The sequence below is a fragment of the Pedobacter sp. 22163 genome (genome assembly GCF_052045595.1).
In the GTDB taxonomy this organism is placed as follows: Bacteria; Bacteroidota; Bacteroidia; order Sphingobacteriales; family Sphingobacteriaceae; genus Pedobacter.
The window spans coordinates 33,145-48,405 of sequence record NZ_JBQEPM010000013.1 but is presented as its reverse complement, the minus strand read 5'-3'; the positions used below and the strand labels follow the sequence as shown (position 1 = coordinate 48,405).

Genomic DNA, 15,261 nt, shown 5'->3' with positions numbered 1-15,261 from the left:
ATGTAAATGTAATAAGCCGGCAACAGTTGCTTAACATAATTAGAGTAGGTTTAAATATCTTCAATCTATCAATATTATGAAAAAACAATTTAAATTAACGGGCGTCGCTGTAATAGCGTTTGCTGCATTATTAAGCTTTAGCGCTTGTAAAAAACAAGAAACTGAAACCAGCCAAGATGCTTTACCTAAGGCAAAATTATTAGGCCTCTCTGCTTCAAATGCTACACTCACGGCACAAACTTTAGAAAATTTTGAGGTTGGCTCAACCAGTCCTAAAACGGCTTATGATGTTTCCCCATCCGGCTCAGCAGGTGGAGATGACATTACACTTAACGGAAAGTCATGGAATTTTTTCGACGCCTTAATCGGAAATCTTGCTGCTGATAAAAAAAATGGTTCATGGTCTGCCCGTATCCGTAACTCGGGAAAAATTACGATGCAGTTTGATATTGCAACCGGAATTAGTACAATAAGTGTTCAGCATGCTACTTATGGTACAGATGCCGCTAGTCAATGGGGTTTATGGTTTTCAACCAATGGAGGAAGCAGCTGGACACAGTCGGGCACCAATATAACCAGCACATCAACCTTGCAAACACAATCTTTCAGCCTAAATCTTACCGGAAATATCCGCTTAGAAATCAGAAAACTTTCTGGCGCTTCAAATAGAATAAACTTTGATGATCTTACAATTAATGATAACGGTGGAGGTACCGATCCGGGTACAAATCCTGTACTTACGGGTAAGAAGTTTTTATTTGATGCCTCAAAACTGGAAAATGCAGGTAGCGCCGATTGGCAGATAGATGCAGATGGTACTGAAAAATGTTCCAGGTTATCAAGGAGGCACCTCTGTTGAACTTAAAGCCCAAAGATTTCCTACACCCTCATATACCGGTATAACTGCTTCAACTCCTGAAACCTACTGGAAAGGAGCCATGTCTGCCTGGGCCGTAGAATTGGTAAAACGTGGCGAACTGGTAGAAACTTTGCCAGGGGGTACTGCCATTACTTATGGCAATACCGCTAATCCCCAGGATTTAAAAAATTACGATGTTTATGTGGTGATTGAACCGAATAAATTATTTACTGCAGCCGAAAAAACGGCAATTATGAATTTTGTGGCCAATGGTGGCGGTTTAATGATGGTGGCCGATCATACTGCTGCAAGTACAGCCGGAACAGATGCAAATGGCTATAATCCTTCAGACAGAGATGGCGATGGCTACGATTCTCCAAGAGTTTGGAATGATTTGATGAGCAATAACGGCATTAACAACAACAAACCTTTCGGCTTTAATGTAGATTATGTTGACATTAGCGAAAAACCAAGCACAAAAGTTTACTCCGGAACAAGTACCATTGCCAATCTGGTTTTAAATGGTGCTGCCGGAAATGCTTCAAAATTAGCTTTCTATAATGGTACAACTGCAACCTTGTTTCCAACACAAAATTCTACAGTACAAGGATTATTCTGGAGAATGAGCAGCACATTAGGAAGTACTAATGGTGTAATGGCATTAATTTCGACATACGGAAGCGGAAGAGTAGCCTTTGTTGGCGATAGTTCGCCTTCTGATGATGGAACCGGCGATACGAACGATAACTTATTTAATGGTTGGTCTGGTGATGTACCATCTGGATACACCTCCCATCCGGCTTTGCATTTAAATGCCTCATTATGGCTTGCTAAAGCACAATAATTAATCCAATAACAGAAAAGGGTGATATGAAAATATCGCCCTTTTTTATTTATACAGCTAACCTAATTAAATATTTACATCAAATATTAAAACAATAGCCTGTAAGTAAAAAATTGTTAATATTTTTGAGGTCATGAAATACAAACGCATCCTATTAAAGCTTAGCGGAGAATCGCTAATGGGCGACAAACAATACGGAATTGATAATGAGCGCGTTAAACAATACGCAGAAGATATCAAAGCTGTACACGATAAAGGTTTAGAAATCGCAATCGTAATTGGAGGAGGGAATATTTTTAGAGGTTTAAGCGCCGAAAAAAGTGGGATGGACAGGGCGCAAGCCGATTATATGGGTATGTTGGCAACAGTTATCAACTCTATGGCCTTGCAAGATGCGTTAGAAAAAGTGGGTATTAAAACACGTTTACTTACTGCTATTAAAATGGAGCAGATCTGTGAACCATTTATTCGCAGAAGAGCTGTTCGCCATTTAGAAAAAGGCCGTGTGGTTATTTTTGGTGCCGGAACCGGTAATCCATACTTCACAACCGATTCTGCAGCAGCTTTACGTGCGATCGAAATTAAAGCAGATGTTGTTTTAAAAGGAACGCGTGTTGATGGAATTTATACAGCAGATCCTGAAAAAGATCCATTGGCCACTAAATACGAAGAAATTTCTTTCAGGGAAGTTTACGATAAAGGCCTTAATGTGATGGATATGACCGCATTTACGCTTTGTGAAGAAAACCAAGTGCCTATTATTGTGTTTGATATGAACAAACATGGCAATTTCATGAAAATTGCCAATGGCGATCCTATTGGAACCCTGGTTAAATAAGGAATAAAAATTATTATTTTTGTAGAAATACACACAATTATGAACGACCTCATACAATTACAATTAATGGATGCTCAATCTGCAATGGATAGAGCTATCGATCATTGTGAATCTGAATTAACAAAAATCAGAGCTGGCAAAGCATCAGCTGGAATGTTGGATGGTATTTTCGTGGATTATTATGGCGCAGCTACAGCATTATCACAAGTAGCCAGTATTAATACGCCTGATGCCAGAACAATCGTAATCCAACCTTGGGAAAAATCACTTTTAACTGCAATTGAAAAAGCTATTCAAGTAGCCAATATTGGTATCAATCCACAAAATGATGGTATTGTTATCCGCCTGGTTGTACCGCCTTTAACAGAAGAGCGTAGAAAAGACTTAGTGAAAAAAGTGAAGGAAGAAGCCGAGAGAGGCCGCATTACCGTTCGTAACATCCGTAAAGATGCCAATACCAAAATTCAAAAACTAAAAGGTGAAGGTGTTTCTGATGACGAGATTAAAACAGGTGAAGGCGAAGTGCAAAAATTAACCGATGCTTATATCATCAAGGTTGACAAACATGCCGAGGCTAAAGAAAAAGATGTAATGACAGTTTAATCTGTATAAAATACAATCGGAGAGGGAATGGACTTAAATCTATTCCCTTTTTTATTGCCTTATTTCTTTGCGCTTGAACCTCTAACGTTTAAAATAGTAGGTAACGATACCTGCGTGTTTTCGACAGGTTTTCCTGTTCTTTTAAGCTTGTTCAATAAAATTTTCATCACGTTTTCTGCAATGGCCTCAAGAGGCTGTGCAATAGCCGTAACCGGAGGCTCACAAAACTCCAGGATTTCGAAATCATCAAAAGAGACAACAGCCATATCCTTGTGGATCTGAATACCTAGTTTTCTAAAAGTTCTTAAACCGTCTAAACAAATATAGTTAGCTGCAAAAACTACTGCATCTAGCTGTTTTTCTGTTTTAAAAAACTTTATCATTTCCTCAATTGATTCGGCAGAATTTACATATTTAATCTTTTTTACAATTGACGGCAAGTTATATTTTTCTACAGCGCTTTCATAGCCGGCCAAACGGTCTACCATCTGTTGCTGTAAGGTATCGATGGTTACAAAACCTATTCTTTTATAATTATTCTTAATGAGGTGCTCGGTGGCGCCGTAGGTGCTGCTTTGATTGTCAATTATTACATAATCTGTTTTAACATCCTGTACATACCGATCGAATAGTACCACTGGAGCGTCTGTTTGAATCAATTTTTTAACTTCTTCTTCCAAACCTTCAGGCAAGGCCATAATATAGCCATCAACATGCCTGTCTTTAAAAATCTGCAGCAATTCTATTGCCTTTTCGGTATCGTTCCTGGTACTGCTAAAAAGTATCTTATAACCAAGGCTCGAAGCAATTTCATCAATTCGGCGTGCTATACCCGAGAAAAAAGGCTCAGAAATATCATCAACCAGGAATCCGATAATTTTTGTTTTGCCTGTTCTTAAACTTGTTGCAAGGGTATTGGGCTGATAATTTAATTCAGCAACCAGTTCTAATACTTTTTTGGTAAGCGATTCGCTAATATTTTTTTCTCTTGCTTTCCCATTAATTACAAACGATACGGTTGTAATGGAAATATTTAATTGTTTAGCTATATCTTTAATTGAAACGCGTTTCTTCATCACAGGCATTGAACGAATAAAATTTGACTGGTAATATACCAATATATCTATAAATATATGATGGATATGAAAAAACTAGCTTAAAAAGAAAAAGAGCAACCTATCCAGGATTGCTCGATTAACTAACTTATTATTCATAAAAAATGCTGTTGGGGAAGGAGTCGAACCTTCAAGGGGTAGTTAGCTACAGTTCAAAAAATTAATTTGTGGTCAACCCAATAAACTGCGTTTGTCCCATTATTCCCCACCACCGAGACAAGGAGGCGTGTCTGCCAATTTCACCACCCAACATTTTAAAAGTTAACAGTTTTCAATTTCCAATTTTCAGTTTTTAAACTGCCGACTGTAAATTGCCAACTGAACTGGCTGTAGGGGAAGGAATCGAACCTTCAAGGAGTGGTTAGTACCGAAACCGGTATATTCCCATTATTCTCCGCCACCGAGACAAGGAGGTGTGTCTGCCTGTTTCACCACCCTACATTATGTTATGCAATTTTGAAAGAACGTTTCTTTTTGTTAATTGCTTGATACAAATGTAAAGGAACATCCAATACCTTGCAAATATTTTAAACATTTAATTTTATTTTTATAATATTGATAAATATTCGTAAATTCGCTTATCATAATTCAAAAATATGCTTAAAAAAGACAATTCCAATTTAGAAATTGACAACCTCGACATCGATATATTAAAGCAATTGATGCAGGATGCCACTAAACCTTATACAGAAATCGCTAAAGATCTGATTGTTTCGGGCGGCACGATACACGTTAGGATGAAGAAACTGCAAGAAATGGGGATTATTAAGGGCTCTCACTTAATCATTGATCCGCAGAAAGCTGGATATGATATTTGCGCCTTTTTGGGTATTTACCTGGAGAAAGGAATCCAGTACAAAGATGCAGTTGCGCAATTGAGCAAAATTAAAGAAGTGGTAGAATTGCATTATACCACCGGTGCCTACAGTATGTTTGCCAAAATTGTCTGCAGGGATACCAATCACTTACGCCACGTTTTAAACGAAGAAATACAGGCCGTGAACGGTATTCAGCGTACGGAGACTTTAATTTCGTTAGAAGAGAGCATAAAGCGTCAGATTGAACTGGGTTAAAGCACAAAGACTAAAGGTAAAAGACTAAAGCAAAAAGATTTCATTAAGAACACGAAGCTTAAATGATCTCATATGCCTTATATGGTAAAACGCTATTGGTATTCTTATAATTATTAGGAAATGAACGCTGAGTGGGATTTCGGAAACAGTAGTCCCGTTATTCGCTATAGCCGATGAAGAATCGGGCTGCCGCTACTACCGGGTTTAGCAACAAAGGTTTGTGCAATAAATAGCAAATTGCCTATTAACTCTTCGATTCTGCTATCGTTGACAGACTACACTAGAAAAATCGTCATTTCGACCGGAGCAACGCGGAGTGGAGAGATCTTTGAACTAAAGACAAGAAGTAGGTATGCTCCTGGCCAAAAATAGCGCTACCTCACAAGCCACCCCCAGCCCGATCCGATAGCTATCGGATGGAGTGAACACGACGCCGCAGGCAAAGTAAAGCGGGAAGAAACCTAGATAGTTCTACAGGCGCTGCTCTCCAAGCCAAATATTAATGTATTTTTTGATAAAGCCCTTCGACGACGCTCAGGGCGACAATCGAGAAAGACAACACTATTTTAGCAACTGATAAGCAACAAGCGCAGCAACGTAAGCCATGGCCGTCATGTAAGCCAATTGGATAACCGGCCATTTCCAGCCTTTAGTTTCGCGGTATACAATAGCAACCGTACTCATGCACTGCATCGCAAAAGCATAAAAAAGCATTAATGAAATACCAGTGGCAAAAGTATACACAGGCAAACCGGTACGGCTGTTCACCGAGGCCGACATGCGCTCTCTAATCGTACTGGTATCCTCATCGCCACCATCCACACTATAAATGGTAGCCATAGTACCAACAAAGGCTTCGCGGGCGGCAAAAGAGGTAATTAAGCCAATGCCGATCTTCCAATCGTAACCCAGAGGGCGAATGGCAGGCTCGATCCAATGGCCAAGGATACCTACATAAGAGTTTTCCAACTTCTCGGTAGCCACGAGGGTTTTAATGTGATCTGTATTTTTTGTGGTATCAGCCAAAGCAGATTCGTATTTTTTATCGATGCTTTCAAAGCGCTTTCCGGGCCCGAAAGAGGCCATTACCCAGAGAATGATGGAAATGGCGATAATAACCTTACCCGCTTCGAAAACAAAGGTTTTTGATTTTTCGTACATGGTGTAGAGTACATTTTTCCACCTTGGCATGCGGTAAACAGGCAATTCCATGATAAAATAAGACCTTTCTTTGGTTTTGATAATGAATTTCATTACCCACGCCACCAATACCGCAGCAATAATCCCTACCAGGTACATCACCATCAGCGCCAGTCCCTGCAGGTTAAAAATACCTAAAACGGTTTGAGAGGGAATAATTAAGGAAATGATTAAAATATATACCGGAAGCCTTGCCGAACAGCTTACCAATGGGGTAACCATGATGGTAATCATCCTGTCTTTCCAGTTTTCGATATTTCTCGCAGCCATAATAGATGGAACTGCACAGGCTAAACCACCGATCATCGGCACTACCGATTTACCGTTAAGCCCAACCTTGCTCATAATTTTATCCATCATAAAGGTAACACGGGCCATGTAGCCGGTATCTTCTAAAATGGATATAAAGGCAAAAAGGATTGCAATCTGTGGGATAAATACGAATATGCCGCCTAGCCCGGCTACAACACCATCCAATAACAAATCGGTAAGCATACCTGCCGGCAAATATTCGTGTCCAATACTGGTAATAAAACCAAAACCAGTCTCAATCCAGTCCATTGGATAAGATGACCAGGCAAATATGGCATTGAAAATAACAAATAGAATCAGCAAGAAAATGGCAAATCCCCAAACTTTATGGGTTAAAATAGCATCTAATTTATCGCTGAAAGAAAACTTCTTTTCGGTACCCTTGTCAACAACCACATCAGATAAAATAGTACTGAGGTGTTTATACCTGGCAATGGTTTCTGCAGCCTGAATTTTTGAAGATTCGAAATGGTGCGACTGCTCTATATTTTCAATTTCTTCCTGTTCCTTTTCTGTAAAGAAAGTTAAATGCTCATGCTGGTGCAAAACCTGCAGCGCATAATAATCGTTATCAGAATTAAGCTTCGATTTTATGGCATTAATGGCTTCAGGTGCCAGAAAATTCACATCTATATCCTGGAGCTGTGTGGCAATTTTATTGGTATTGGCAATGGCTTGTTTTAGTTTGTCAATCCCAACGTTGTTCCGTGCTGAAATGGGAACCACCTGGACGCCCAGTTTCGCTGCAAGTTTATCCAGATTGATCTCGATCCCCTGTTTAGCCGAAAGATCGATCATATTCAGGGCTAAAATCATAGGAATGCCTAAATCTGCCACTTGCGAATACAAAAGCATATTCCGCTTTAAATTGGAAGCATCCGCAATGAGGACAATAACATCAGGATGGCTATTGTTTTTTTTATCGGCAAGCACTTGAAAAACGATACTTTCATCAGCACTTTTTGGATATAAACTATAGGTTCCCGGTAAATCGATTATTTCGGCTTCTTTACCACTGGCAAGTTTTGTAAAACCTGTTTTTTTATCGACAGTAATGCCCGGAAAATTTCCGATTTTTTGATTTAACCCTGTTAAACGGTTAAATAAAGTAGATTTACCTGTATTGGGATTACCAACTAACGCAACTTTAATATCCAAACCCAGCTTTTTTATTGAATAATGATAACATCGGCTTCGCTTTTACGCAAGCAAAGCTGATAACCAGCAACACGGATCGCCATAGGATCGCCCAGAGGAGCAAAACGCTCTACCTCTACGACCTCACCCGGCAAGCAGCCCATCTCCATTAACTTTACAGACATATCTAAATCTGTAAAAGCTACAATTGTTCCTTTTTCTCCAACTTTTAGGTGCGACAGCTTCATGTGCTAAATTTGGTGCAAGTTAACCTTTCTTTAGATTTATTCCAAATAAGATAGCCGTGCGTGGGATATAAATTACACAGCTTTACCCTCAAATGATCTAGTTCCGCTGTCTGCCACCGCCAAAGCCACCACCACCATTACCGCCACGGTTCCTACCACCTTCTTCTCCGCCCCTGATCCGGTTTTTACCGCCCATGCGGTTTAAGGAATAGGTAAACGAAAACATAAAATAACGCTGCAATACATTATAACTTACATCCTGAATGGTGTTGTTGTTGGCCGTACGGCTTACGCCCTGGTTTTCGTTCAGCAGATCGTTTACCGCCGCTTTAAAGGTTCCCCTGTTTTTAAAAAACTGTTTGCTGATGTAAGAATTTACAAGTGTAAAATGTGTATCGAACCCCTCTCCTCTTCCGGTATTCTGGTTATAATCTGCATCTATTGCCCAGCGGATATCACCTGGGAATAAATAGCTTACACTCACATTTGGGCTAAAGGTATAGTAACGTGTATTAGAATTAGGCTGAACCGAATAGGTTGCACGATTAACGGAGCCACTTACGCCTGCGGTTAAATCGAGTTTATCTAAATTTGAAACCAAGCGGTAACCATTGGTAACAGACCAGCTATTGGTAATATTTTTTAAAGAATTGGTAAAATTTACATCCCTATCATAACTACCACTAACATTAATATGGAAATTCAGTTTATTCTCTGCCATAATCGGCAAACTTAATGAAGAGGAAATAGACCCCGAGTAAACGCCACTTACGTTAACCGGGGTAATGGCAAGTTTCCCCTGGTCTTCGCCACTTTGAATTAAACTACTGCTATTTGCAATCCGGTTAGCGGTTTGGGTAAGGTTTAAATTAACGAATAACGATCTGTTTTTGCCAACAGTAAATGTATTGTAGGCTACGCGAAGGGTATTATTGAATTCGGGTTTTAGATCTGGATTACCAACGGGGATACTTTGTGTGTTGGTATTGTTCCGGATCGGCTGCAACTGCTGAATGGTCGGCTGGTTTGTACTGCCCCTATAGTTAAACACCAGGCGTTTGCTGTTGCTAAAATTATACCTGAACATGGCCGAGGGTGTATAGTTGAAAACGTTCTGCTTGAGTACAAACCCCTTGCTGATATTGTTATTTGTGCGATCAGTGTTCTGAACCGCCATACCTACATTCCAGTTGTATTTTTTCGCCATTTTATTAAAGCTAAAACCTGCCGAGTTGGTTAAAATGGTATTTTCGTAGGCATTGCTAAAAGTTTCATCCAACAGATCGTACTGTAAGGTAGCAGGATTGAAATTATAGGTAAAACGATCGGATGTATTGTGGTTATAACCATTCTGGTAATTAAACTCCAGGCTCAGGGTTTTATCCAGGGGCTCGGTATATACCAGTCTTGTATTCTGACTGATGGACTCGCTCTCCTGATCGTTAAACTGGTCGGTTGTTTTTTGAGTGGTCGTCCCGTTTTCTTTTCTGGTTTCAGGGTTCGTATTGTAATTATCAGCGTCGTTATTGTTGATGTTGGTACTGAAGTTTAATGAAAGCGTTCTTCCCCTGCGCATAAATTTTTTACGCAATAAAATGTTGTTGCTAATGGATGGGGCTGTATTGTGATTTCTTAACGATTGTGACCCGGTAATCATATACTTATTAAAATCGCGGGTATATGTACTGTTGTTTAAGCTCTCGTTATCGGTATAACTTAAATTTGGCTGTATCCGAAGCGACGTCAATGAATCAATCTTGGTATCGACCATAAAGTTTAAGCGGTGATTTAACCGATCAGAATTATTGACCTGATTGTTTTTAAAAACCGTAGTTTCATCACCCAATAAATTTTGCCTTACACTGTTCGACAGAATAAGGTTATCAGATTTATTTACGAAATAACTCAGACTGATTTCAGTCTCATCGGCATACTCATCCGAAAAATTAAAGCCGCCAGCTTTTGTATCGGTAATTCCGCCCCGGCCACCATTACTGCCGCCATTCCCTCCGCCCAGGCCGCCGCCAAAGTTTTGTTTGTTTACATTATTGAACTGCGCAATTACACTCAATCGCTTATCCTGATTAAAATGATTGATGTTCGCATTTACATCGTAACGGTCGTTAGAACCGTAACCTCCAGAACTGTTTCCGAAATAACCATTTTTCTTTTCTTTCCTGGTGGTGATATTAATGATCTTTGTTCTCGAACCATCATCGATTCCGGTAAACTGTGCCTGATCTGACAGCTCATCAATAATCTGAATTTTATCGATCATATCGGCTGGAAGGTTTTTAGTGGCCAATAAAGGATCATTCCCAAAAAACTCTTTACCATCTACTTTAACTTTTGTAATGGTTTCGCCCTGGGCTTTTACTGTTCCAGCCTTATCTACCTCTACTCCTGGCAATTTCTTTAACAGATCCTCTACTACAGCATTCTCTACCACTTTAAACGAGCTTGCATTAAACTCGAGGGTATCCTTTTTTACCACAATTGGCGGAACTTCTGCTTTAATATCAACCGTTTGAAGATCTATTGCACCACCTTCCAGTACAATATCTCCCAGTATAATATCTGTTTTATCGGCGGTAATGATAAAATCTTTTGTGGTGTTTTTGAGCCCTAAAAAAGCAGCATAAAGCCTATAAGTACCTGGCTTTAGATTTTTGAAAACAAATTTTCCATCTTCAGCGGTACTTATCGCACCCACCATACTAGAATCTGAAAGATTTTTTACGGCTAAAGAAGCATAATCAATTGGTTTCTTATCTTTTGATTGGACAACCCGTCCGCTAACTGAACCCGTCTTCTGGGCATAAACATAAAAAGATGATAAAATTAGAAGGAGCGTAAAAATTTGTTTCATTCGGTTAGTTTGGTTTATAGCATAGAGACTATCGACTTTTATAAAGGTTTATTTTACTTAAGTAACATTTGGAATACATAAATGTCAACAATACATTTAATCATAGACCCTGTGACTATAAAACAGAAAAGTCCCGGTTAAAACCGAGACTTCCTTTATTTAATTGATATTTTTTTTACATTCTCATACGACGGCCGCCATCGCCTCCCTGGGCAGGCATCTGCATATCTCCACTCATATTTCTCCCGCCAATACGTGTTAAAGAATAAGTAAATGAGAACATGTAATAACGTTTTAACACATTATAGTTTAAATCTGTAATGGTATTATTTGTTGCTGTTCTGCTAATGCCCTGATTTTGGTTAAAAGCATCGTTAACAGCAATTTTAAATGTGCCTCTGTTTTTAAAGAACTGACGACTGATATAAGAATTCACCAAAGTATATTCGGTATTATATCCTTCACCTCTACCTGTATTTTTGATATAATCTAAATCTACCGCTAAACGGATATTTCCGGGAAATAAGTAACTGATATCAAAACTAGGATTTAAAGTATAATAGTTTGTAGTCGAGTTTGGCTGAGCAGAGTAAGTTGCCCTGTTGTAAGTTCCAGAAATACCACCAGTAAGATCAAACTTATCAAAGTTGGTTACAAAATTATATCTGTTGGTAACCGACCAGGAATTCGTGATATTTTTTACCAGATCAGTAGTGTTATTATCACCCGAGGTAAAATTCACATTCCTGTTGTAGTTTCCATTTAACGATGCATTCAGTGTCAATTTACGTTCAGGTAAAATTGGCACCCCCATATTGATACTTGCATTACCGGAATAAACTCCGTCAACATTAACGTATGTCGTTCTAATTTTACCGAAATCCTTATCATTTTGGTCGGTCACCAATTGGCTACTGTTACCAATTGCATTAAAAGTTTGACTCAAACTTAAAAAAGCGAAGAACATTCTGCTTTTGGCGAAATCGAAATTGTTATAGTTGATATTTAAATTGTTATTAAACTGTGGCTTTAATCCTGGATTACCAACAAAAACACTTTGCGTATTCGTATTATCGGCTATTGGCTGAATCTGGTTGATGCTAGGCTGTTGGGTTGTTCCCCTATAGCGGATATTCAATCTTCTGGAGTTACTGAAATTGTACCTGAAATTTGCCGAAGGCGTTAAATTGATGAAATTCTGTGTTCTTACCAAACCAGTTGTAAGGTTGGTGTTTTCGCGATTGGTTTGCTGTGCGGCTAAACCAATATTCCAGTTATATTTCTTTTCGTTGGTGGTAAAACTTACACCCGCAGCATTTGTTAAAGTTTGGTTCTCATAAATATTGGTATAATCCAGATTAACCAGATCGTATTGCCCGCTTGCTGAATTGAAATCCAATACCTGGCGGCCCTGGTTATCATGGCTATATCCGTTTTGATAGTTAAACTCTAAACTCGTTGTTTTAGATAAGGGCTCGGTATATACCAATCTGGAGGTATTATTAATAGAGTTCGTGTTTACCTTGTTCAACTGATCGATCAAACTAGCCGTTGGTATACTGTTAATGGTATTCGTTTCAGATATATAATTATAGTTATCAGCATCATTATTATTGATACTCGTGTTGACATTGAGTGATAATGTTCTACCACGTCTTTTAAACTTTTTACGGACCAAAAGGTTGTTACTGATGTTTGGGGTAGTGCTGTTGCTGATATAGCGTTGATCTCCGATAGTTGTAGACTGAATCAGATTTCGGGTATAATCGCTCAGGTTTGTAGCATCACTTTCGGTATAGGATACGTTTGGCTGGATCTTAATTGTTGTAGAAGAATCTAGCTTGGTATCGATCATAAAATTAAACCTATGATTGATCCTGTCCGTATTATTATCCGCATTGTTCGAAACGGTAGTAATCCTGTTCCCCAATAAATTTTGAGTGAAACTTGTCTGTTGGTTTGTTACAGCCGATTTGTTAAAGAAGTAACTCCCCTGAATTTGGGTCCCATCTTTATAGGTATCGGCAAAGTTCAAACCTGCAGCATTCGTGGTTGTAATACCACCGCTACCAGCCCCACTTCCTCCACCACCGAAATTACCCCGGCCACCGCCACCAAAACCATTTCCAACACCATTACCCTGCCCGAAATTCTGTTTATTTACATTGTTAAACTGACCAATAAAACTGAACTGCTGGTCATTATTGAACTTGTTCACATTTAAACTTGCATCATAACGATCTTCTGTACCGTATCCAACCGTGCTATTTCCAAAATAACCCTTTTTCATTCCGGCTTTAGTTGTGATATTTAAGATTTTATTCCTCGTACCATCATCAACACCAGAAAATTGAGATTGCTCAGACATCTCATCAATTACCTGAATCTTATCTACCATATCAGCAGGTAAGTTTTTTGTAGCCAATAAGGGATCTGTTCCGAAAAACTCTTTACCATCTACTTTAACCTTTGTAACGGTTTCGCCCTGCGCTTTAATACTTCCATCTTTTGCCACTTCAACTCCAGGAAGTTTTTTCAACATATCTTCTACAACGGCGTTCTCTCTAACTTTGATCGATTTCCCATCAAATTCAATGGTATCTGTTTTTACAACTACCGGAATGCTTGCGGTAACGTTAACATCTTTTAAATCAAGGCCATCATCAACCATGGCAATTTCGCCGGCATTTACAGCTGCTTTGGCCACTTCAACATCTTTCGTAACTGTTTTTAAACCTAAAAAGGCAGAGTAGATTCTATATTTACCTGGGGCAATGCTCTTAAAACTAAAAGAGCCGTCTGGACTGGTCTGGCCGGATGCCACGACACTCGAATCTTTCAAGCTTTTAACTGCTATTGTAGCAAAGTCAACCGGCTTTTTATCTTTCGCGTTAATTACTTTACCGCTTATTGAGCCAGTATTTTGAGCCTGGGCAATATATCCACAAAATAGGAGCACAATGAATATTGCCCACTGAACGTTTTTTTTCATCAAAAAAAATTAGATATTAATACAAAACTAAGCTATCAGACTAGGGAAAGGTGCAAAGGTTTGTTAAGGTGTGTTAAAAGCTTGGTAACATTTTAAATACAGCTTTTTAGCAAGGCTATCAGATCAAAAGGAAGGTCGATCGGAAAGGGGGGATTATTTTTGTGGTGAAGGGTAAGTTTTGTAGTACACTTTTGGGCAGTTACAGTTCTTTTTGAAGATACTGCATCCACTTAAACATATGGCTACAATTACACAGATGATGCTAATTTTCGTTTTCATTGATTTTATTTTATTTTCAATTGCAATGAGCTATTCCGAATAGATTAATTGTTTTTGGTAAGCGGTGTATTCATCATGGTTTCATTAAAATTTAATTTGTGAAGCAATACATAACTAAAAACCGCCATAGATGCGCCTAACATGTCGCAGCCAAAATCCCACCATTCTGCAGATCGGTAGGTAAAAACTTTCCACTGTAACAGTTCAATTCCGCCTCCAAGTATTGCATTGATGAGCAAAATCTTAAAAATGGTTAATGTTCTGAAAGCGAAGGTATGCTGGTATCTTATTTTCCCATAGAAGAGTAATACCGATAAAACAAAGAAAAAACCCATATGGGTCATTTTATCAAAGCCTTTAAAGAAAAAACCGCTTCCACCTACTGAATCGGAAATTTCCATATTACAAAGCACTAAAACTACTATGGTCCATAGAACGGCCCATTTTTGCTGTTTCAGTGCTTTGTACAAAATATAATAATTAAGCCCCTACCAATTCCTGGTAAGCCGCTGCTGTTAATAAATCCTCTACTTCAGCTAAATCAGCCAAAGATACTTTTACCATCCAACCTTTTCCATATGGATCAGCGTTTACCAATTCCGGATTATCATTTAGCTCAGCATTAACCTCTAATACTGTACCCGTAACCGGCATATATAAATCAGACACGGTTTTAACAGCTTCCACCGTACCAAAAACTTCTTCTTTTGCTACTTCGCTGCCTACAGTGTTGATATCAACATAAACAATATCACCTAATTCGCGCTGAGCGAAATCAGTTACACCGATAATAGCTTCGTTACCTTCAACTTTAACCCACTCGTGGTCTTTAGTGTATTTTAATTCTGATGGAAAATTCATTTGTTCTAAATTAGTTTGTCAAAGTTAATCA

12 protein-coding genes and 2 tRNA genes are annotated in these 15,261 nt (G+C 38.8%); 5 read left to right on the top strand and 9 right to left on the bottom strand.

Translation table 11 applies throughout. From position 1 onward, the window contains the following. The first annotated feature begins 76 nt into the window (after positions 1–76). From ACTJKN_RS25255 to frr, 4 genes are all read left to right on the top strand, one after another. Complete coding sequence (locus ACTJKN_RS25255) at positions 77–859, top strand: hypothetical protein (protein WP_440828411.1); 783 nt, start codon at positions 77–79, stop codon at positions 857–859. Continuing rightward, the gene (locus ACTJKN_RS25250) at positions 813–1,703 is read left to right on the top strand and encodes a hypothetical protein (RefSeq protein WP_440828410.1); all 891 of its coding nucleotides are present in this window, start codon (positions 813–815) and stop codon (positions 1,701–1,703) included. Before ACTJKN_RS25255 ends, ACTJKN_RS25250 begins: the two co-directional genes overlap by 47 nt. A 133-nt stretch (positions 1,704–1,836) precedes the next feature. Beyond that, positions 1,837–2,541, top strand: a complete 705-nt coding sequence (gene pyrH, locus ACTJKN_RS25245; protein ID WP_116248891.1) for a UMP kinase — start codon at positions 1,837–1,839, stop codon at positions 2,539–2,541. 39 nt (positions 2,542–2,580) lie between these two features. Then, positions 2,581–3,144, top strand: a complete 564-nt coding sequence (frr, locus tag ACTJKN_RS25240) for a ribosome recycling factor (protein WP_029279059.1) — start codon at positions 2,581–2,583, stop codon at positions 3,142–3,144. Positions 3,145–3,203: 59 nt separating this feature from the next. On the opposite strand, the gene ACTJKN_RS25235 is transcribed toward frr, so the two are convergent. From ACTJKN_RS25235 to ACTJKN_RS25225, 3 genes are all read right to left on the bottom strand, one after another. Next, positions 3,204–4,220, bottom strand: a complete 1,017-nt coding sequence (locus ACTJKN_RS25235) for a LacI family DNA-binding transcriptional regulator (RefSeq protein WP_440828409.1) — start codon at positions 4,218–4,220, stop codon at positions 3,204–3,206. Positions 4,221–4,366: 146 nt separating this feature from the next. Next, positions 4,367–4,511 (bottom strand) — tRNA-Asp (locus ACTJKN_RS25230). Positions 4,512–4,583: 72 nt separating this feature from the next. Continuing rightward, a tRNA-Asp gene (locus ACTJKN_RS25225) sits at positions 4,584–4,700 on the bottom strand. A gap of 155 nt (positions 4,701–4,855) precedes the next feature. Here ACTJKN_RS25225 and ACTJKN_RS25220 point away from each other — a divergent pair. Then, positions 4,856–5,332, top strand: a complete 477-nt coding sequence (locus ACTJKN_RS25220; RefSeq protein WP_440828408.1) for an Lrp/AsnC ligand binding domain-containing protein — start codon at positions 4,856–4,858, stop codon at positions 5,330–5,332. 561 nt (positions 5,333–5,893) lie between these two features. Here ACTJKN_RS25220 and feoB read toward each other — a convergent pair. The 6 genes from feoB to gcvH form a co-directional block, all read right to left on the bottom strand. After that, positions 5,894–8,002, bottom strand: coding sequence for a ferrous iron transport protein B (gene feoB / locus ACTJKN_RS25215; RefSeq protein ID WP_440828407.1), 2,109 nt, complete (start codon positions 8,000–8,002; stop codon positions 5,894–5,896). 11 nt (positions 8,003–8,013) lie between these two features. After that, the gene (locus ACTJKN_RS25210; protein WP_055913318.1) at positions 8,014–8,229 is read right to left on the bottom strand and encodes a FeoA family protein; all 216 of its coding nucleotides are present in this window, start codon (positions 8,227–8,229) and stop codon (positions 8,014–8,016) included. A gap of 97 nt (positions 8,230–8,326) precedes the next feature. Beyond that, a complete protein-coding gene (locus ACTJKN_RS25205; protein ID WP_440828406.1) occupies positions 8,327–11,098 on the bottom strand; it encodes an outer membrane beta-barrel protein in 2,772 nt (923 codons plus the stop codon). A 175-nt stretch (positions 11,099–11,273) separates the two neighbouring features. Continuing rightward, positions 11,274–14,090, bottom strand: a complete 2,817-nt coding sequence (locus ACTJKN_RS25200) for an outer membrane beta-barrel family protein (RefSeq protein ID WP_440828405.1) — start codon at positions 14,088–14,090, stop codon at positions 11,274–11,276. A 323-nt stretch (positions 14,091–14,413) separates the two neighbouring features. Next, positions 14,414–14,770 (bottom strand): VanZ family protein, encoded by a 357-nt coding sequence (locus ACTJKN_RS25195; RefSeq protein ID WP_440828404.1) that lies wholly within the window; start codon positions 14,768–14,770, stop codon positions 14,414–14,416. Between the two features lie 79 nt (positions 14,771–14,849). After that, complete coding sequence (gene gcvH, locus ACTJKN_RS25190) at positions 14,850–15,230, bottom strand: glycine cleavage system protein GcvH (protein ID WP_440828403.1); 381 nt, start codon at positions 15,228–15,230, stop codon at positions 14,850–14,852. Positions 15,231–15,261: the final 31 nt, after the last annotated feature.